The organism is Pseudomonas sp. GM18, from assembly GCF_000282195.1.
Taxonomy (GTDB): Bacteria; Pseudomonadota; Gammaproteobacteria; order Pseudomonadales; family Pseudomonadaceae; genus Aquipseudomonas.
In genome coordinates this window covers 1-18690 of record NZ_AKJT01000042.1, presented here as the reverse complement: position 1 = coordinate 18690, position 18690 = coordinate 1, and the positions used below count along the sequence as shown (strand labels likewise).

The window sequence follows — 18690 nt, the reverse complement described above, 5'->3', positions numbered from 1 at the left end:
CACCCGAAACCTGACTACCCTTGAAAGCATCCCAACGAGCAAGGACGCTCTCGATGTTGCCCAACCTGCGCCTGTTTTTCGGTTTCCTGCTGACCCTCACCTGCCTGACCGCCAATGCCGCCGACTGTCCTGATTGGCCACCGGCCCGCGCTCTGGACGAAATCAACGCACTGCAAAAGCGAATCGACCTCTGGGACGACAGCTATCATCGCGAAGGACGCTCTTTGGTCGCCGATGAACTCTATGATCAATCCCGCATACAACTAAGCGAATGGCGCGAGTGTTTTGACTCAGGCCCTTCAGCCGAACCGTTGCGTACTGCCAGTGGCACGGTTGCTCACCCCATCGCCCACACCGGCCTGGAAAAACTGCGCGATGAGCACGCCGTCGAAGCCTGGCTAAAAGATCGCGGGGACGTCTGGATTCAGCCCAAGGTCGATGGCGTGGCGGTAACGTTGATCTATCGCAATGGCTGGCTGCACAAGGCGATCAGTCGTGGTGACGGGGTAACCGGCCACGACTGGACTGCCTCGGCGCGCCAGATCGCCGCGATCCCTCAAAAACTTGCGCAACCGCTGGACCTGCTGCTGCAAGGCGAACTCTATTGGCGCCTGACCGAACACGTGCAAGCCGAGGCCGGCAGCCTCAATGCCCGCGCCACAGTGGCCGGATTAATGGCGCGCAAGGCGCTGAACCCTAAGCAGGCCGCCGGTATCGGCCTGTTTGTCTGGGACTGGCCGCAAGGCCCGAAAAGCCTACCCGCCCGCATAGCGGCTCTGGATGAGCTGGGGTTCCCGAGCACCGCGCCCTACAGCCAGCCGGTCGAGGCATTTGCCGATGCCGAACGCTGGCGCGATCACTGGTATCGCTCGCCGCTGCCCTTCGCCAGTGATGGCGTCGTTTTGCGACAGAGCCAGCGCCCAGCGGCCGAGCGCTGGCAGGCGAAAACGCCCTACTGGAGCGTCGCCTGGAAGTACCCCTTCGCCCAGGCGCTGGCCGAGGTGCGCAAGGTCCACTTCAAGATTGGACGGACCGGCCGGATCACTCCAGTGCTGGATCTGGCGCCGGTGATGCTCGATGACCGGCAGATCAAGCGCGTCAGTGTCAGTTCCCTGCAGCGCTGGGAAGCGCTGGACATTCGCCCCGGCGATCAGGTCGCCATCAGCCTGGCGGGGCTGACCATCCCCAGGCTCGACGGTGTCGTATTGCGCAGCACCGAACGCCCTGAATTGAACGTACCGCTGGCAGCAGATTTTCATCCGTTAAGTTGCTGGCAGCCGACGCCCGGATGCGAAAGCCAGTTCCTCGCGCGCCTGGCCTGGCTCAGCGGCAAACAGGGGTTGGCCTTGCCTCATGTCGGGCCGGGCACCTGGGAAAAACTGCTCAAGGCCGAACGCCTCGGCAGCCTGCTCGATTGGTTGACCCTCGATGAGCAAGAGCTTGCTAACATTGACGGCTTCGGCGAGCGCAGCAGTGCTCGCCTTTTGAACAGTTTCAACGGTGCCCGGCAACGCCCGTTCGCTCGCTGGCTCAAAGCCCTGGGCTTGCCGCCGACCGGCCAGGCACGCCTCGCCGACTCATGGCAGGTGCTGGCACAACGAAACACCGAACAATGGCAGGCCGAAGCCGGCATCGGCCCGGGACGCGCGGCGCAATTGAGCGCATTTTTCCGCGACCCGCAGGTCCTGGCCTTGAGCGAGACATTACGTGTTGCCGGGATTGACGGTTTTTAGCAGCCGGCGACGCCCGCCAGCCTGGGAACCCATAGGTGCCGATGCGCTCAAACAGCCCATCGCTACATCGAATTTTTCACCTGGAGCTTTTATGAAACTTCTTTCACCGCTCGCCTTGTTGACCCTGTGCAGCGTGATGGCCGCTCCATTAATGGCTGCCGAAGACGCCCCGGGCCTGACCGGCTGCGCCGCGAAAAAACAAGGCATCATCAACCAGATCGAACTGGCCAAGTCTCACGGCAACGCCGATCAACAGGCTGGCCTGGAAACCGCCCTGAGCGAAGTCACCGCCCATTGCACCGACGCTTCCTTGAAGAAGGAACGGGAAAACAAGGTGCTCGACGCCAAGCATGAAGTCAGCAGGCGTCAGGCCGACCTCGACAAGGCGATGAAAAAAGGCGACGCCGAGAAGATCAACAAGCGCAAAGACAAACTGGCTCAATCGCGCAAGGAATTGCAGGAAGCGCTCGACGAGCTGGATAAATAATCCAGTTTAAATACGCCGCTTCAATGATCCCGAAACTCTTTATGGCAGGCACTACAGGCGTCTTCAACTTTCTGCACCGCCGGCCCCAGATTGCCGGCCTTGTAGGGTTGAACCTGGCTGGCAATCACCAGTTCACCGGTGGCGCCTTCAAGGGTGCGGGCCATTTCCTGGAAGCGTGCCTGCTTCTGCCAGACATCGTCCTTGGCGCTGGTGTGATCTTCTTCGCGCACCTGCGGGAAATGTTTCCACGGTTCATGGGACAACGCGTCGAGCTTCACGGCGCCGTCGGCGAATTTCGGGCCATCGAACGGAATACGCCCACGCAACATGCCGCCCAGGTCTTCGCCGGTCTTGAGCATTTGCTTGAAGATCGCCTTGCGCTGGCCCAGAGGCGAGTTCGGGTCGACACCGCCGCAGGCGGACAAGGTCAGGCAGGCCAGCAATACAACAGAAAGTCTTTTAAGAGTCATGGTGGCTACAGGTCACTGGAAACGGCAGCCAGTATCCTCGCGTCACCGGCAAAGACCAATAGCCCTATTATCAATACGGGTTGTTTGAGCGCATGGAGCACTCAGGCAACCGGCAAAGGAATTACTCCATGAACAGCCGTTTCAAGGCGTGGCGTCACAACCTGGCCTGGACCCTTCCGATGGTGGCCGTGCTTGCGGGCTGCACCGGTGGCGACAGCAGCAAACCGAAAACCCACGCACTGGCGACCTACTCCAGCGCCACCTGGGAAGCCCTTCCAGCGGTGTCCGACAACGACCTCGTCGCCGGTTTTGGCTCGTGGCGCAGCGCCTGCACCCGACTCAAGGCCGACCCGGTCTGGGGTGGCACCTGCGCCGCTTCCACCAGCGTGCAGCCAACCGCCAGCGACATCCGCGGCTTCCTCAAGCAGAACCTCGATGTTTACGGCTTGCGCGCCGCCAATGACAACCCCAACGGCCTGATCACCGGCTACTACGAACCGGTGTATCCCGGCAGCCTGACCCAGACCGAGCAAGCGAACATCCCGGTGTACGGCGTGCCCGAGGACATGATCATTGTCTCGCTGGACAGTATCTACCCGGAGCTCAAAGGCAAACGCCTGCGCGGACGGCTCGAAGGTCGCGTGCTCAAACCTTATGACGATGCGGCAACCATTGAAACCAAAGGCGTGAAGGCGCCGGTGATTGCCTGGCTGACCGACCCGATGAACCTGCAGTTTCTGCAAATCCAGGGTTCGGGGCGCATCCAGCTCGATGATGGCCGTCAATTGCGCATTGGTTATGCCGACCAGAACGGCCACCCCTATCGCCCTATCGGCCGCTGGCTGGTGGATCAGGGAGCGCTGAAGAAAGAAGAGGTGACCATGAGCGCCATCGATAACTGGGCCAAGGCCAATCCGACGCGCATTCCCGAACTGCTCGGCAGCAACCCCAGTTACGTGTTCTTCAATCGTAACCCGGACAGCAACGAAGGGCCGCGCGGTTCGCTGAATGTGCCATTGACCGCAGGTTATAGCGCGGCAGTGGATCGCAAGGTAATTCCACTCGGCAGCCTGTTATGGTTATCGACCACACGACCGGACGGCAGCGCACTGGTACGCCCGGTAGCGGCTCAAGATACCGGCGGCGCGATTGCCGGCAAGGTCCGCGCGGACCTGTTCTGGGGCACGGGCGAGGCCGCCGGGCAGTTGGCCGGCGACATGAAACAGCAGGGACAGATCTGGATGCTCTGGCCTAAAGGGGCGGCGTTGCCTCAAGTACCGCAGGTGGCTGACAAACTTTAAAAGCAAAAGATCGTCCGAACGCGGCCCGAGCCTTCGCCAGCTCCTACGTTGACCGCGTTCGTCGCGGATAAACCCTGTAGGAGCTGGCGTAGCCTGCGATCTTTTGATCTCGCTCTGTCAAACAGACACAACAAAGAAACTCACAATCAACCCCATGCCAATGGCCCACACCAGCGACCGCAAAATCGCCCAGTCCGCCAGATAGCAAATGATGTACAGCAGCCGACTGGTGATAAACAGCACCGACAGCACATTGATCGTCACCAGTTCGGCATTGCCGGCCAGATGCGCGACGATCACCGCCGCCGCAAACGCCGGGGTCACTTCCAAGCTGTTCAACTGCGCCGAATGCGCACGCCTGGCCACGCCTTCGAGCGAATCCAGAAACGCCCTTGGGTCGTGATTCTGTTTCAGCCCGAACTTGCTACCGCTGAACCTGGCGACGCCTGCGCACAGATACGGCAAGCAGATCGCAATCAAAATGCACCACAGAGCAACCGTCATAACGCAGTCCCTTCTTCAAGTTGTAGAGAATCGAATTCCATCAGCGGCGACTAAAACTTCATCACCAACATGCCGATCAATACCAGTCCACAGGCTAAGAGCCGTGGCCTGCCAAAAGGTTCTTTGAGGTAGCGCATACCGAACAACACCACCAGAATCACGCTGATCTCGCGCAGCGCCGCCGCCTCGGCAATTGAACCGAGCTGCATGGCCCACAGCACCAGAGCGTAGCTGAACAACACGCAGAACCCGACCGCCAACCCCAACCGCCACTGTTCGCGCCAGAACAACATGAACGCAGGGCGTTTGCGCACCAGCGCCAGCAATGGGAACGGCCAGGCACTGAGCAATGTCACCCAAACCAGGTAGTCCAGCGGATGGGACCAGCGCCGCAAGGCCTGGCCATCGATAAAGGTGTAGCAACCGATGCACAACCCGATCAGCGCCACCACCGGCAGCATCGACCACGGCAGGCGCACCCCGCCACCGCCCTGCCAGAGCAGGCACACCATGCCGAACGGGATGAGCAAAATCCCGAAGATCTGCTGAGCCGTCAGCACTTCTCCGGCGAAGATCAGCGTCAGCGCCAGCACCACCAACGGTGACAGGCCACGCATCAACGGATAGACCAGACCGAGATCGCCGACCCGATAGGCCTGGATCAACAGGTAGCGATAGAGCAACTCGAATGCCGCCGACGCAAGAATCCACGGCCACATATCCAGTGGCGGCAGCGCCACGAATGTCAGCATCAGCGCGACAAACAGCAACGCCACGCTGTCCATGCAGGCCACCACCAACAGCCGCTCCGCACTGAATTTGATCAGGGTATTCCACGCCGCGTGCAACAGCGCCGCCACCAACACCAGAATCGTCGCAAGCACGGCACACTCCTTTTATATCCCTACCCTCCCCCTACGTTGGCAGGGTAGAGATTTGATTCGCCATATGTCCGCAGCTGTTTATACTGCAAGCGACCACGCCGCACTCAGTTGCGCACAGACTAATTCCAATAATTCCTGCCCCTGCCCGCTCTCATCGAGAACGGTCGTCGGCCTGCGTATGCCTGATCAAAGCGTCAAAACTACTGACAGAGACCTTGCGCATGCCACTCGCCTTGCTTGCACTGGCCGTTGCCGCTTTCGGCATCGGCACCACTGAGTTCGTCATCATGGGTTTGCTGCCCGATGTCGCCCGCGACCTCGCCGTGAGCATTCCTCACGCTGGCCTGCTCATCACCGGTTACGCCCTGGGCGTGGTGTTCGGTGCGCCGATCCTCGCAGTCGGTACCGCCAACATGCCGCGCAAAGCCACGCTGTTGGGCATGACGATGATGTTCATTCTCGGCAACATCCTCTGCGCCCTGGCGCCGAACTACGCCACCTTGATGGCTGCACGGGTGATTACTGCTTTGTGCCATGGTGCGTTTTTCGGCATCGGCTCAGTGGTCGCTGCCAGTCTGGTGGCACCGAACAAACGAGCCCAGGCGATTGCCATGATGTTCACCGGCCTGACCTTGGCCAACGTGCTGGGCGTGCCCCTGGGCACAGCACTTGGGCAATATGCCGGCTGGCGCTCGACCTTCTGGGCGGTGTCGGTGATTGGCGTGATTGCGGCGGTTGCGCAGTGGGTCTGGCTACCGAAAGAAATCCCCATGGACAAGGCCAACCTGGCCAGCGAATTCAAAGTGCTGGGCAAGGTCAATGTGCTGCTGGCGCTGGGCATGAGCGTGCTGGCGTCCACCAGTCTGTTCAGCGTGTTCACTTACATTGCGCCGATCCTGCAAGACATCACCGGCGTCAGCCCCCATGGTGTGACCATCATGCTGCTGTTGTTCGGGGTCGGCTTGACCGCGGGCAGCATGCTTGGCGGCCGATTGGCAGACAGCCGTTTGCTGCCTTCGCTGGTGGGGATGACATTAGCCGTCGCCGTGGTGCTGGCTGCCTTCAGCCAGACCAGCCATTCGGTGATACCGGCGGCGATCACGCTGGTGCTGTGGGGTATCTTCGCCTTCGCGCTGTGCCCGATCCTGCAATTGCTGATCATCGATCAGGCTCACGAGGCGCCGAACCTCGGGTCGACGTTGAATCAAAGCGCATTCAATCTCGGCAACGCCGCCGGCGCGTGGATCGGCGGATTGGTGGTGGCCAGCGGTGCCAACCTGGCGGACTTGCCGTGGACCGGCGCACTGGTCAGCGGTTTGACCGTGCTGACTGCGCTGTTCTTTATCTATCTGCAACGTCGCAATACGGTAACGGCCAACGTCCCCGGCTAAGAGTTCCACAGGTCATTCGACCGGGGCATCATCCTTGAACTGGTCTTTGACGTACCTGATCTCGGTTCGGCCGTGCGGCACCGGCAGCCCGTCTTCGCCCAGATTCACGAACACCATCTTCTCCACGGTCAAAATGCTCTTGCGAGTGATCTTGTTGCGCACTTCACAGGTCAGGGTGATCGAGGTGCGACCGAACTCGGTGGCAGTGATGCCCAGCTCGATGATGTCGCCCTGACGCGAGGCGCTGACGAAGTTGATTTCGGAAATGTACTTGGTGACCACGCGCTGATTACCCAACTGGACGATGGCGTAGATCGCCGCTTCTTCGTCGATCCAGCGCAGCAGGCTGCCACCGAACAGCGTGCCGTTGGGGTTGAGGTCTTCGGGTTTTACCCATTTGCGGGTGTGGAAATTCATACTCACTCCTGACCGTCTTGCCGATTGATGCCGGCCATCATGGCAGAGCCCGGACTAGAGCTCTATTAAGCATCGGCTATGGTCTCGATTACCGTTCGGACATTGACCAACAGAAACGCTTTGGAAGATCAGCATAGCCCGCTATAATCGCCCCCGTTTCAAAACGGTCATCTTCGATTGATACCGTTTTCCCGCCACCTGTCCGAGGGGCGCTGCAGCAGGTTCAACCTGTCAGGCTCGGATGGGGCGTTGACTGGCCACGGCCAGACACTAAACGCACAACGGCGCCCATTCGCATACATTACGAATGGAGGCTCTTCATGAGCGCTGTTATCACGCCTGCAGATTTTAACGATTACAAAGTCGCCGACATGTCCCTGGCTGCCTGGGGCCGTCGCGAAACCATCATCGCCGAATCCGAAATGCCAGCCCTGATGGGTCTGCGCCGCAAGTACTCCGTTGAGCAACCGCTCAAGGGCGCGAAGATTCTCGGCTGCATCCACATGACTATTCAGACTGCCGTGCTGATCGAAACCCTGGTTGCCCTGGGTGCCGAAGTACGCTGGTCGTCCTGCAACATTTTCTCGACTCAGGATCAGGCCGCCGCTTCCATCGCCGCTGCCGGCATCCCGGTTTTCGCCTGGAAGGGCGAGACTGAAGAAGAGTACGAGTGGTGCCTGGAGCAAACCATCCTCAAGGATGGCCAGCCTTGGGATGCCAACATGATCCTCGACGATGGCGGCGACCTGACCGAACTGCTGCACAAGAAGTACCCACAAGTACTGGACCGCGTTCACGGCGTCACCGAAGAAACCACCACCGGCGTTCACCGCCTGCTGGACATGCTGGCCAAGGGCGAGCTGAAAATCCCGGCCATCAACGTCAACGACTCGGTGACCAAGAGCAAGAACGACAACAAGTACGGCTGCCGTCACAGCCTGAACGACGCGATCAAGCGCGGCACCGACCACCTGCTGTCCGGCAAGCAAGCGCTGGTCATCGGTTACGGTGACGTGGGCAAGGGCTCGGCCCAGTCCCTGCGTCAGGAAGGCATGATCGTTAAAGTCTCCGAAGTCGACCCGATCTGCGCCATGCAAGCCTGCATGGACGGTTTCGAGCTGGTTTCGCCGTTCATCGACGGTATCAACAACGGTACCGAAGCGAGCATCGACAAAGCGCTGCTGGGCAAGATCGACCTGATCGTGACCACCACCGGTAACGTCAATGTTTGCGACGCGAACATGCTCAAAGCCCTGAAGAAACGCGCTGTTGTCTGCAACATCGGTCACTTCGACAACGAAATCGACACCGCTTTCATGCGCAAGAACTGGGCATGGGAAGAAGTGAAGCCGCAGGTTCACAAGGTTCACCGCACCGGTCCAGGCGCTTTCGACGCTCAGAACGACGACTACCTGATCCTGCTGGCCGAAGGCCGTCTGGTTAACCTGGGTAACGCCACTGGCCACCCAAGCCGCATCATGGACGGTTCGTTCGCCAACCAGGTTCTGGCGCAGATCTTCCTGTTCGGCCAGAAGTACGCCGACCTGTCGCCAGCCCAGAAAGCCGAGCGCCTGACCGTTGAAGTACTGCCGAAGAAACTCGACGAAGAAGTGGCCCTGGAAATGGTCCGCGGTTTCGGCGGCGTGGTCACTCAACTGACCAAGCAACAGGCTGAATACATCGGCGTTACCGTCGAAGGCCCGTTCAAGCCGCACGCTTACCGCTACTAATACGCTGATTGACCGCTCTGCGTAGGAGCTGGCGAAGCCTGCGATCTTTTGATCTTAAAAGATCGCAGCCTGCGGCAGCTCCTACGGGGGCCAGCGTCCGGCTTACGTGTTTCCAAGGATATGACCATGTCCCAAGAACGTCGCTACAGCTTCGAATTCTTCCCGACGAAGACCGATGCTGGGCATGAAAAACTGATCGCCACTGCCCGTCAGCTGGCGACCTACAATCCCGACTTCTTCTCCTGCACCTACGGCGCTGGCGGTTCGACTCGTGATCGCACCCTCAACACCGTGTTGCAGCTGGAAAGTGAAGTCAAAGTCCCTGCCGCACCGCATCTGTCTTGCGTGGGCGATAGCAAGGACGACCTGCGCGGCCTGCTGAGCCAGTACAAGGCAGCCGGCATCCAGCGAATCGTTGCGCTTCGCGGTGACCTGCCCTCGGGCATGGGCATGGCCAGCGGCGAGTTGCGTCACGCCAATGACCTGGTTGAATTCATTCGTGAAGAGACTGGCGATCATTTCCACATCGAAGTCGCCGCTTACCCGGAAATGCACCCGCAAGCGCGCAATTTCGAAGACGATCTCAACAACTTCGTGCGCAAGGCCAACGCCGGCGCCAACAGTGCGATCACCCAGTACTTCTTCAACGCCGACAGCTATTTCTACTTCGTCGAGCGTGTACGGGCGAAGGGCGTGAACATCCCGATCGTGCCGGGGATCATGCCGATCACCAACTACAGCAAGCTGGCGCGCTTCTCCGACGCTTGTGGTGCGGAAATCCCGCGCTGGATCCGCAAGCAACTGGAAGCCTACGGCGACGACACCCAGAGCATTCAAGGCTTTGGTGAGCAAGTCATCACCGAAATGTGCGAACGCCTGTTGCAAGGTGGCGCACCGGGGCTGCATTTCTACACGCTGAACCAGGCTGAACCGAGCCTGGCGGTGTGGAATAACCTGAAGTTGCCGCGCTAATAGCCGTTAACGCAAGATCAAAAGATCGCAGCCTTCGGCAGCTCCTACAGAGGGACGTATTGCCCTGTAGGAGTTGCCGAAGGCTACGATCTTTTGCTTTTCGGCGCCCCTTTATTGTGCAGTCATGTCCTGAGATAGAGCTTCTGGATCCGGTTTCTGGCTCTTTATGATTTCTCGTCGTAATCTCAAGCCATGCCCCTGATCGCTCAGTTACTGACCGTGCTTCTGTTCACTTGCCTGAGCTTCACCGCTCGGGGCGAGAAGCTGCGTATTGTCACCGAACCCTGGGCGCCTTACGTTTATGAAGAAAACGGCACGTCGCGGGGGCTCGACTACGAAACCACGGCCATCGTCTTCAAACGTCTCGGGATTGACGTGGAATGGCAGTTCCTGCCGTGGAAGCGCTGCCTGTCGATGCTTGAGCAAGGCCAGGCGGACGGTGTGCTGGATATTTTCCACAGCGATGAGCGCGAAGCGACCCTGCTCTACCCCAGCGAACCGCTCTCGCAAGTCGAATTCGTGATGTTCTACGCCAATGAACGGCCGTTTCCATTTCGCACCCTGGACGACCTGAAAGGCCTGACCATCGGCACCTCGCCGGGCTACCTGTACAGCAAGGACTTCAGCGAATCGACGCTGTTTACCCGGGAACCGGCACCCACCCATGAAGCCAACTTCGGCAAACTGGTACGCGGGCGGATCGACCTGCTGATCACCGATCGCCGAGTCGGCCAGCACTTGCTCGATCAACTGGACATCCGCGACAAGATCACCGAGAACCCGACCGTCATCAGCCAGCAGAGCCAGTATCTGGCGGTGCGCCGCAATGCCGGGATGGATTTGTTGGTGCAGCGTTTCGGCGCCGAGCTCAAGCGCTTCAAGCGCGAACCGGCCTATGCCGAACTGAGCGCCCGCTATGGTGCCGGCCCGGCCACCGAAGCCCGGGCCGCAACCGCAACCGCAACCGGCGGAAAAACCGTTGAGCAGCAGGAAAGCGGCGCACAGTGATTGCTCTGTTATACTCCGGCCTTCCCGCCAGGCTCACGCCCGGACGCTCGGACTTGTTCAAGGCATCTCGATCCCGCTACAGCGCAGCTTTTCAGCCCGCGCGAGCGCTCCAGACGAGCCTTCGAGGCCCAGCAGGACCGGACGGGATTGCGTCCTCTTAAACGCCATTCGCGCCAGGCAAGACTCCCATTGGGCCAAGCCCTAACTAAAACAGGATTACTCATGTCCTTTGCTTCCCTCGGTCTCTCCGAGGCTTTAGTCCGCGCCATCGAGGCAGCGGGCTATACCGAGCCTACTCCGGTGCAACAGCGGGCCATTCCCGCCGTGTTGCAAGGTCGCGACCTGATGGTTGCGGCTCAGACAGGTACTGGTAAAACCGGTGGCTTCGCCCTTCCGATTCTGGAGCGGTTGTTTCCCAACGGTCACCCGGACAAATCCCAGCGTCACGGTCCGCGCCAACCACGCGTACTGGTCCTGACCCCAACCCGCGAACTCGCAGCCCAGGTGCACGAAAGCTTCAAGGTCTATGCCCGTGACCTGAAGTTCGTCAGCGCCTGCATCTTCGGTGGCGTCGGCATGAACCCGCAGGTTCAAGCCATGTCCCGTGGTGTCGACGTGCTGGTGGCCTGCCCCGGTCGCCTGCTCGACCTCGCCGGCCAAGGCAGTGTCGATTTGTCCCACGTGGAAATCCTCGTGCTGGATGAAGCCGACCGCATGCTCGACATGGGCTTTGTCCATGACGTGAAAAAGGTCCTCGCCCGCCTCCCGGCCAAACGGCAGAACCTGTTGTTCTCGGCGACGTTCTCCAAAGACATCACCGACCTCGCCGGCAAGCTGCTGCACAACCCGGAACGCATCGAAGTCACGCCACCGAACACCACGGTCGAGCGGATCGAACAACGCGTATTCCGTCTGGCCGCCAGCCACAAGCGTTCGTTGCTGGCGCACCTGATCACCGCCGGCGCCTGGGAACAGGTGCTGGTATTCACCCGCACCAAGCACGGCGCCAACCGCTTGGCCGAGTACTTGGACAAACACGGCCTCACCGCCGTCGCGATCCACGGCAACAAGAGCCAGAACGCCCGCACCAAAGCCCTGGCCGACTTCAAGGCCGGTGAAGTGCGCATTCTGGTCGCCACCGACATCGCCGCACGCGGCCTCGACATCGACCAGTTGCCCCATGTGGTCAACTTCGAACTGCCAAACGTCGACGAAGATTACGTGCACCGTATCGGTCGTACCGGCCGTGCCGGTCGTTCGGGCGAGGCGATCTCGCTGGTCGCTCCGGACGAAGAAAAACTGCTGAAAAGCATCGAGCGCATGACCAAGCAGAAAATCGCCGATGGCGACCTGATGGGCTTCGATTCCAGCGCCGTGGAAGCCGAGAAACCGGAAGTTCGCGAGCGTCCGGATGTGCGTAACCCACGCGCCCCACGTGGCCCACGCGGCGACGGCCCGAACGGCAGCGGTGGCGGCGGCGGTCGTAAAGACAAAGGCAAGGACAAGGGCGGCAAGGAAAAACCTGCTGCCGGCCGTGGCGAACGCCCGGCCCGTGAACACAAGCCACGCGAAGGCACTCCGGCCCGCGAGCAACAGCGCCCGGCTCCTCGCGCTGCCGCCGACCGTGCTCCGGACGAGTTCCTGGACGACGATATCGATAACTTCGGTAACCGCGTCGACTACGTGCCTCAAGCCAAACCGGCTCAGGGCCGTGGCCGTCGTCCGGGCGCACCGGCACAAGGCGCTGGTGCTCCGCGCGCCGGTCAGCCACAAGGTCGCCAGAACGGTCCGCGCAACAGCAGCGGCGCAACCACCGGCACCCCACCGGCCAAGCGCAGCGGCCCACGCAACGGCGCTCCACGTGACGGCCAGGCCCGTCGCGAAGAGTCCCGCAACCGCCGCCCGGCCCGTGACGACCAGTCTCGATCGGAACCGGCCGTGCAGAACCCGCGGGGCCCGGCACCGAAGATCATTCACAAGGAGTCGAAAAGCGATCGCTTCCCGACCCCGGAGCAACTGGATCAACTGCCAGGCCGTCCGCGCGGCGAAAAACCAGCATTGCTGACCCGTAACCGCTGAGTTTTTCAAAGCCATGAAAAATGCCCCGGATCGAAAGACCGGGGCATTTTTTATGCTTCACCAAAAACCCGTAGGAGCCAGGCTTGCCGGCGAAGGGGGCGACTCGGTTTCTGCGGCGTAGCTGATGACGCCTTCGCCGGCAAGCCTGGCTCCTACAGGATTATGTGGCGGACGGTTAGACCGAATATAAGGTATAAAAAAACGCCCCGGACCATGAGATCAGGGGCGTTTTTATGTCAGGCGCGAAGATTATTTCGCTTTGACACCTTCAAACGTCACGTACAGATCGACCGCGTCGGACGCTGGACCCAGGTCTTTCTGCTTGCCGAAATCGGAACGCTTGATGCTGGTGGTGCCTTCGAAGCCGGCACGGTAGCCGCCCCATGGATCTTTGCCTTCGCCCAGGAACGTAGCCTTGACCACGATTGGCTTGGTCACGCCCAGCAGGGTCAGGTTGCCGGTCACGTCGGCCGTGTCTTTGCCAGCGGCGTTTTTGCCGGTAGGTTTGACGCTGGTGGAGACAAACTTGGCGTCGGCGAATTTGCCCACGTTCAGGAAGTCACCGCTGGCGATGTGCTTGTCGCGTTCGGCGTGGTTGGTGAACACGCTGGCGGTGCGCACATTGAACTCGATCTTGCTGTCTTCAGGCTTGGCAGCGTCGAAGCTGAACTTGCCGTCGACATCCTTGAAGGTACCGATGATGTAGCTGTAGCCCAAGTGGCTGATCTTGAAGTCAACGAAGGCGTGCTGGCCTTCTTTGTCGACCACATAGTCGGCCGCCATCACGTTAGCGGACAGCAGAGCAGAACCGATTGCCAGTGCGGCGAACGTCTTTTTCAACATGCTTTCTATTCCTTTGGAGTCGAGGTAGAACATCAGGCTTTGCGCCCCAGCATTCGCGTCAGGGTCGCATCACGATCGATAAAGTGGTGTTTCAATGCTGCCAACGCATGGAAACTGGAAAAAATTACCAGCAGCCAGGCCAGGTACAGATGAATCACACCCGCGGTGTCTGCCTGGTCCGGTAGTCCGGAAACCAGTGCAGGAATTTCAAACAGGCCAAACACCGGAATCCCGACACCGTCTGCGGTGGAAATCAGGTAACCGGCAATCATCACAGCGAACAGACTGAGATAAAGGAAGGAATGGCCGAACTTGGCGCCAAGACGAGTCATGCGGCTATAGCTTGGCAAGAGCGGCGGCGGTGGGCTGATGAAGCGCCACACTACCCGCAGCAACATCACGGCAAATAACACCAGACCAATACTCTTGTGCAGATCCGGCGCGTCTTTACGCCAGGTGCTGTAGTAGTCGAGACCGACCATCCACAACCCCAACGCAAACAGGCCGAAGACGGCCAACGCCACACCCCAGTGCACAAAGATGCTGACCCAACCGTAGCGGGAAGAAGAGTTACGTAGCTGCATTGCCCAAATCCTGTAAGAACTGCGCCCAAGACTATCGAGTTATCTATCGATTTAAAGCGGAAAATTTCGCTCTGAAATATCGAGAAATACGATCAAGACCTTGGGGCCGAGAGGTTAAGAGAGTGTTAACCGGAGGAAAAAACCTTCACGTACCCTCCTTATATTCCTTTGAGAGCCGATACCACTCGTCAGAACTGTCACATTTAACAGTGGCTTTCATTGCAGGTCATTGATGAACTTGAACTTGGACGTGAGTCCAAGCGTCTGAACAGGAGTTCTACCATGAGTCACAATTCGAGTTCATCCCCCGTGATAACACGCAACCAATCCAATTCGATACCCGTAGGGGAAGGACCGCGAGGGATGGCCATCAGCAACGATGGATCACGTGTATTTGTTTGCAATTACATGTCGGACAATGTGTCCGTCATCGACACCCGGAACAAAAAGGTAATCCACACCATCGCCGTCGAGCGTTACCCCCGAAACATTGCCCTTGGCCATGAGGGGAAAAGAGCTTACGTGACCAACTATGGTTCAAGTTCGGTTTCGGTTATTGATACCGAAACATACGCGGTGGGTAACATCACGGTGGGTAGACACCCTAACGGAGTCGTCGTGAGTCGAGACGGGAAACATGTTTACGTCACCGTTCGACAGAATAAGGAGTGGTTGGCAATTATTGATACCCGCCTGTATGCGGTGAGCAGAGTACAAGGCCTGCCCTCACCGTCCATAAGTGTGGATATCAGCCCGGACGACTCGCGCCTTTACATTTCCAGTACCAACGCCCCAGCCGGCCCTTATGAGGACGCGCTCACGGTCATCAGCAGCAAGACCTTCAAAGTCATCAATATCATCAAAACCGAAAAATATCCGTCAGCCGTTACTGTCAGTCCTGACGGTAGAGAAGTGTATATCGTGGGTCTGGACACTCGAAAACTGACCGTGTTGGACACCCGGTCATTGACCACCCGGCATTTCGATTTTGTGGCTTGCGAAGGGAAAATAGTGTTCGGCGAAAAGAACGCTTATGCCGTTGATCAAACCGAAAAAGAGGTCGTGGAAGTTAATACTCATACCCATGAGATTGTGCGCAGGGTTCCCATCCCAGGTGCTTTCGAACCGTATGACATGGTTCTTGATCAACACAACCGCGCCTATATCAGCGACTACCAAAGCGACGAAGTCCATATCATCGATCTAATTTAGCGCCAAAAAATCAACCGGCTCCACAAGGGGGCAAAGACATAAAAAAAGCGCGGCATCACTGCCGCGCTTTTTTTGATTCCAAGATTTACTGCGTCTTGGTTTCAGTCGCCACCGGGGCTTTCGCAGCAGTACTCGCCGCTGGTTTCTTCACCGGCTCAGCCTTTTTCGCCGTTGCCTTGGCCGGAGCCTTTTTGGCCTCGGTTTTGGCTGCAGGCTTTTTCACTGGCGCTTTGGCCGGTGCTTTCTTGGCGGGCTCGGCCTGCACCGGCACCACTGGCTTCGGTGCCTCAACCGGTGCAGGTGCCGGGGCCTGCGCAGCTACTGGAGCGGGTGCCGGAGCAACAGGCGCCACGGGCTCTGGCGCCTTGGCAGGAGCCTTGTCGGAACCGCCACCGAACATCCGCGAGAAGAAGCCAGGCTTGGACTCTTCAGCTTTCGCTTCAACCTTGGCCGGTTCTGCCTTGTCGGCCGCTTTATCGGACGAACCACCGAACATGTTGCTGAAGAAATTGCCTTTCTTCGCCACTGCCGCGCCTGCCGCCGCAGCGGTCGCTGCCGGCACAACTTTCGCCGGTTCAAACGATTTGCCCGCCGCCAGGTCTTCCAGCTGACTGGCTGCACGCTGACCGGTGCGCAAGGCGCCTTCCAGGGTGCCTGGGTACAAGGTGTCAGTGTGTTCGCCGGCAAAGGCTACACGTTGCAGCGGACGCTCCCACAGGCGCCAGTATTTGCTGATCTGCCCCGGACCGAAGGCCAGGTAAGCGCCGCCCATCGACGGGTCGGTGCTGTAGCGGCGGATTTCATAACCGGTGAACGAACCGCGTGCCTGTGGATAAAAGGTGTGCAGACGAATCAGCACCTGATCGGCCATCTGCTTGTCGCCGAAGGCCTGCATCACCCGCGCGTTGTCGCCTGAAATGTTGATCACCACGTTGGCGCCGCCCTTCAAGGCCGGCTCGATCCACAACATGCCCAGACCGGCGTTGCTGTAGATCTCGCCAGACATGCGCGCCTTGCTTTCCCACACTGGCGTCTTGAACTTCAGCATGATCTGGTCACGCCAGCCGTAGTTGGTGCCCTTGATGGCGCCCATGTGCTGGGCGTCCAGCGCCGGAGTCATCTGGATTTTGTTCAGTGCGCGCAACGGCACGGCCAGCACGACGTAGTCCGCCTGATAGCCAACGCTGCCGACCTTGACGCTCACGCCGTCCTTGTCCTGGGTAATGGACGAAACCGGGGAGCTGGTCTTGATGGTTTTCAGTTGCTTGACGAAGGCCTGGGCCAACACCGGGCTGCCGCCGGGCAGACGCGAGGCGCGCAGGTCACGGTCGGCAATGCCACGGTAGACGCGGCTTTGTTGTGCGAAATACAGCAGCGACAGGCGCGAAGGCTCGTCATAGCGGGTACGAATTTGCTGATTCACCAACTGCCGCGCAGTGGCTGGCAGGTTCAGGCGATCCAGCCAGTTGGCCACGTTGATCTGGTCCAGGGCGAACAGCGTGCTGTTGGCGGCCGGGTTTTGCGGGTCTTCGATCGAACGCGCCAGGTCATCCAGGGTTTTTTCGTAGCGTTTCAGCGCTTCGGCGGTGGCCGGCTGCTTGGTCGCCAGATCGGCGGCGCTGAAGTATTCACCGTCGATCAGGTAGCCCGGCGTCCGCACGAATTCAGGGGCCGGCGTGGTGCTCAGCTTGAACGTCGAGATGTACTTGTTCAAAACCGGTTGGGTCTTGTCGTTGCCGATCCACTCACTGGTGGCCATGCCGGAGCGACCGCCCAGGGCCGGTTTGGCTTCCAGCAGGGTCACCTGCCAGCCTTTGTTCTGCAGTTCGTATGCCGCGGTGAGGCCCGAAAGCCCGCCGCCGACTACGATCGCTGTTTTATCCTTGGCCAGCGCCGAAACGCTGAACAGCCCCAACATCACCAGCGCACAGGCGCGCAGCCAACCAGCAGACATTCAGAGAACTCCGGAAATACACGAGGAAATAGTGGTTTTACGAGTCAGACGACTCAAAGAGCCGCGAAGAATACGTCAGCCATCAAAACGCCGCCAGCGACGTCTATCGTCCTATACAAAGTAGCTCAATCGACACAATGGGTTGTCCCCGTGACGCTCATTGCATAGGCTTGCGCGATTGTTTACCCGCCTACGTCACGGGTAGCCTCGAGGAGACAGAAAATGGGCCTGAATAAACAGTGGATGGAACGCGATCTCGCGGTGTTATGGCATCCCTGCACCCAGATGAAAGACCACGAACAGCTGCCGCTGATCCCGATCAAGCGCGGTGAAGGCGTGTGGCTGGAAGACTTCGAAGGCAAACGCTACCTCGACGCCGTCAGCTCCTGGTGGGTCAACGTGTTCGGCCACGCCAACCCGCGGATCAACCAGCGCATCAAGGATCAGGTCGATCAGCTGGAGCACGTGATCCTCGCCGGTTTCAGCCATCAGCCGGTGATCGAGCTGTCCGAGCGTCTGGTGAAGATGACGCCCGAAGGCCTGACCCGGTGCTTCTATGCCGATAACGGTTCATCGTGCATCGAAGTCGCGCTGAAAATGAGCTTTCATTACTGGCTCAACCGCGGCCAGCCGAACAAGAAGCGCTTCGTCACCCTTACCAACGGCTACCACGGCGAGACCATGGCGGCGATGGCGGTGGGCGACGTGCCGCTGTTCACCGAAACCTACAAAGCCCTGCTGATGGACACCATCAAGGTGCCGAGCCCCGATTGCTACCTGCGCCCCGAGGGCATGAGCTGGGAAGAACACTCGCGCAACATGTTCGCCGCCATGGAGCAGACGCTGGCCGACAACCACGACACCGTGGCCGCCGTGATTCTGGAGCCGCTGATTCAGGGCGCCGGCGGCATGCGCATGTATCACCCGGTGTACCTCAAGCTGCTGCGCGACGCCTGTGATCGTTATGGCGTACACCTGATCCACGATGAAATCGCCGTCGGCTTCGGTCGCACCGGCACGATGTTCGCCTGCGAACAGGCCGGCATCCGCCCGGACTTCCTCTGCCTGTCCAAGGCCCTGACCGGCGGTTACCTGCCGTTGGCGGCCTGCCTTGTCCGCTT

The 18690-nt window shown here is 59.5% G+C and carries 17 protein-coding genes and 1 riboswitch; of the genes, 10 read left to right on the top strand and 7 right to left on the bottom strand.

What is annotated here, in order from left to right; genetic code table 11:
• Positions 1-53: 53 nt before the first annotated feature.
• Positions 54-1733 carry an NAD-dependent DNA ligase LigB gene (gene ligB / locus PMI21_RS15365; RefSeq protein ID WP_007937911.1) on the top strand — a complete coding sequence of 560 codons (1680 nt, stop codon included), beginning with the start codon at positions 54-56 and terminating at the stop codon, positions 1731-1733.
• Positions 1734-1824: 91 nt separating this feature from the next.
• The gene (locus PMI21_RS15370; RefSeq protein WP_007937910.1) at positions 1825-2220 is read left to right on the top strand and encodes a DUF1090 domain-containing protein; all 396 of its coding nucleotides are present in this window, start codon (positions 1825-1827) and stop codon (positions 2218-2220) included.
• A 20-nt stretch (positions 2221-2240) separates the two neighbouring features.
• Here PMI21_RS15370 and PMI21_RS15375 read toward each other — a convergent pair whose 3' ends face one another.
• Positions 2241-2690 (bottom strand): c-type cytochrome, encoded by a 450-nt coding sequence (locus tag PMI21_RS15375; RefSeq protein ID WP_007937909.1) that lies wholly within the window; start codon positions 2688-2690, stop codon positions 2241-2243.
• Between the two features lie 128 nt (positions 2691-2818).
• Between PMI21_RS15375 and mltA the strand changes: the two genes are divergently transcribed.
• A complete protein-coding gene (mltA, locus tag PMI21_RS15380; RefSeq protein WP_007937907.1) occupies positions 2819-3991 on the top strand; it encodes a murein transglycosylase A in 1173 nt (390 codons plus the stop codon).
• A gap of 117 nt (positions 3992-4108) precedes the next feature.
• Here mltA and PMI21_RS15385 read toward each other — a convergent pair whose 3' ends face one another.
• Positions 4109-4495: an MAPEG family protein gene (locus tag PMI21_RS15385; RefSeq protein WP_007937905.1), complete on the bottom strand. Its 387-nt coding sequence runs from the start codon at positions 4493-4495 to the stop codon at positions 4109-4111.
• Between the two features lie 50 nt (positions 4496-4545).
• The gene (locus tag PMI21_RS15390; RefSeq protein ID WP_007937903.1) at positions 4546-5379 is read right to left on the bottom strand and encodes an EamA family transporter; all 834 of its coding nucleotides are present in this window, start codon (positions 5377-5379) and stop codon (positions 4546-4548) included.
• A gap of 221 nt (positions 5380-5600) precedes the next feature.
• Here PMI21_RS15390 and PMI21_RS15395 point away from each other — a divergent pair, with 221 nt between their 5' ends.
• Positions 5601-6770, top strand: a complete 1170-nt coding sequence (locus PMI21_RS15395) for an MFS transporter (RefSeq protein WP_007937901.1) — start codon at positions 5601-5603, stop codon at positions 6768-6770.
• A gap of 12 nt (positions 6771-6782) precedes the next feature.
• On the opposite strand, the gene PMI21_RS15400 is transcribed toward PMI21_RS15395, so the two are convergent.
• Positions 6783-7187 carry an acyl-CoA thioesterase gene (locus tag PMI21_RS15400; RefSeq protein WP_007937900.1) on the bottom strand — a complete coding sequence of 135 codons (405 nt, stop codon included), beginning with the start codon at positions 7185-7187 and terminating at the stop codon, positions 6783-6785.
• 198 nt (positions 7188-7385) lie between these two features.
• Positions 7386-7484: riboswitch (S-adenosyl-L-homocysteine riboswitch) on the top strand.
• 23 nt (positions 7485-7507) lie between these two features.
• Between PMI21_RS15400 and ahcY the strand changes: the two genes are divergently transcribed.
• The 4 genes from ahcY (at position 7508) to PMI21_RS15420 (ending at position 12976) form a co-directional block, all read left to right on the top strand.
• A complete protein-coding gene (gene ahcY / locus PMI21_RS15405; protein ID WP_007937899.1) occupies positions 7508-8917 on the top strand; it encodes an adenosylhomocysteinase in 1410 nt (469 codons plus the stop codon).
• A 126-nt stretch (positions 8918-9043) separates the two neighbouring features.
• On the top strand, positions 9044-9889 hold the full coding sequence (gene metF / locus PMI21_RS15410) for a methylenetetrahydrofolate reductase [NAD(P)H] (protein WP_007937898.1): 846 nt from the start codon (positions 9044-9046) through the stop codon (positions 9887-9889).
• A 192-nt stretch (positions 9890-10081) separates the two neighbouring features.
• Entirely contained in the window at positions 10082-10897 is an 816-nt protein-coding gene (locus PMI21_RS15415) for a substrate-binding periplasmic protein (RefSeq protein ID WP_007937897.1), read from the top strand.
• A 222-nt stretch (positions 10898-11119) separates the two neighbouring features.
• A complete protein-coding gene (locus PMI21_RS15420) occupies positions 11120-12976 on the top strand; it encodes a DEAD/DEAH box helicase (protein ID WP_007937896.1) in 1857 nt (618 codons plus the stop codon).
• A 249-nt stretch (positions 12977-13225) separates the two neighbouring features.
• Here PMI21_RS15420 and PMI21_RS15425 read toward each other — a convergent pair whose 3' ends face one another.
• The gene (locus PMI21_RS15425; protein WP_033063984.1) at positions 13226-13819 is read right to left on the bottom strand and encodes a YceI family protein; all 594 of its coding nucleotides are present in this window, start codon (positions 13817-13819) and stop codon (positions 13226-13228) included.
• 32 nt (positions 13820-13851) lie between these two features.
• Positions 13852-14403: a cytochrome b gene (locus tag PMI21_RS15430; protein ID WP_007937894.1), complete on the bottom strand. Its 552-nt coding sequence runs from the start codon at positions 14401-14403 to the stop codon at positions 13852-13854.
• Between the two features lie 363 nt (positions 14404-14766).
• On the opposite strand from PMI21_RS15430, the gene PMI21_RS15435 reads away from it, so the two are divergent.
• Positions 14767-15615, top strand: coding sequence for a YncE family protein (locus PMI21_RS15435; RefSeq protein WP_007937893.1), 849 nt, complete (start codon positions 14767-14769; stop codon positions 15613-15615).
• Positions 15616-15700: 85 nt separating this feature from the next.
• On the opposite strand, the gene PMI21_RS15440 is transcribed toward PMI21_RS15435, so the two are convergent.
• A complete protein-coding gene (locus PMI21_RS15440) occupies positions 15701-17569 on the bottom strand; it encodes a flavin monoamine oxidase family protein (protein ID WP_007937892.1) in 1869 nt (622 codons plus the stop codon).
• A 222-nt stretch (positions 17570-17791) separates the two neighbouring features.
• Here PMI21_RS15440 and bioA point away from each other — a divergent pair.
• Positions 17792-18690 (top strand): adenosylmethionine--8-amino-7-oxononanoate transaminase (gene bioA / locus PMI21_RS15445; RefSeq protein WP_007937891.1); only part of this gene is annotated, 899 nt, incomplete at its 3' end.

Bases quoted from the DNA above. Each gene is read 5' to 3' on its own strand.
- ligB (WP_007937911.1), top strand. From the start codon at position 54: ATGTTGCCCAACCTGCGCCTGTTTTTCGGTTTCCTGCTGACCCTCACC.
- PMI21_RS15370 (WP_007937910.1), top strand. From the start codon at position 1,825: ATGAAACTTCTTTCACCGCTCGCCTTGTTGACCCTGTGCAGCGTGATG.
- PMI21_RS15375 (WP_007937909.1), bottom strand. From the start codon at position 2,690: ATGACTCTTAAAAGACTTTCTGTTGTATTGCTGGCCTGCCTGACCTTG.
- mltA (WP_007937907.1), top strand. From the start codon at position 2,819: ATGAACAGCCGTTTCAAGGCGTGGCGTCACAACCTGGCCTGGACCCTT.
- PMI21_RS15385 (WP_007937905.1), bottom strand. From the start codon at position 4,495: ATGACGGTTGCTCTGTGGTGCATTTTGATTGCGATCTGCTTGCCGTAT.
- PMI21_RS15395 (WP_007937901.1), top strand. From the start codon at position 5,601: ATGCCACTCGCCTTGCTTGCACTGGCCGTTGCCGCTTTCGGCATCGGC.
- PMI21_RS15400 (WP_007937900.1), bottom strand. From the start codon at position 7,187: ATGAATTTCCACACCCGCAAATGGGTAAAACCCGAAGACCTCAACCCC.
- ahcY (WP_007937899.1), top strand. From the start codon at position 7,508: ATGAGCGCTGTTATCACGCCTGCAGATTTTAACGATTACAAAGTCGCC.
- metF (WP_007937898.1), top strand. From the start codon at position 9,044: ATGTCCCAAGAACGTCGCTACAGCTTCGAATTCTTCCCGACGAAGACC.
- PMI21_RS15415 (WP_007937897.1), top strand. From the start codon at position 10,082: ATGCCCCTGATCGCTCAGTTACTGACCGTGCTTCTGTTCACTTGCCTG.
- PMI21_RS15420 (WP_007937896.1), top strand. From the start codon at position 11,120: ATGTCCTTTGCTTCCCTCGGTCTCTCCGAGGCTTTAGTCCGCGCCATC.
- PMI21_RS15425 (WP_033063984.1), bottom strand. From the start codon at position 13,819: ATGTTGAAAAAGACGTTCGCCGCACTGGCAATCGGTTCTGCTCTGCTG.
- PMI21_RS15430 (WP_007937894.1), bottom strand. From the start codon at position 14,403: ATGCAGCTACGTAACTCTTCTTCCCGCTACGGTTGGGTCAGCATCTTT.
- PMI21_RS15435 (WP_007937893.1), top strand. From the start codon at position 14,767: ATGGCCATCAGCAACGATGGATCACGTGTATTTGTTTGCAATTACATG.
- PMI21_RS15440 (WP_007937892.1), bottom strand. From the start codon at position 17,569: ATGTCTGCTGGTTGGCTGCGCGCCTGTGCGCTGGTGATGTTGGGGCTG.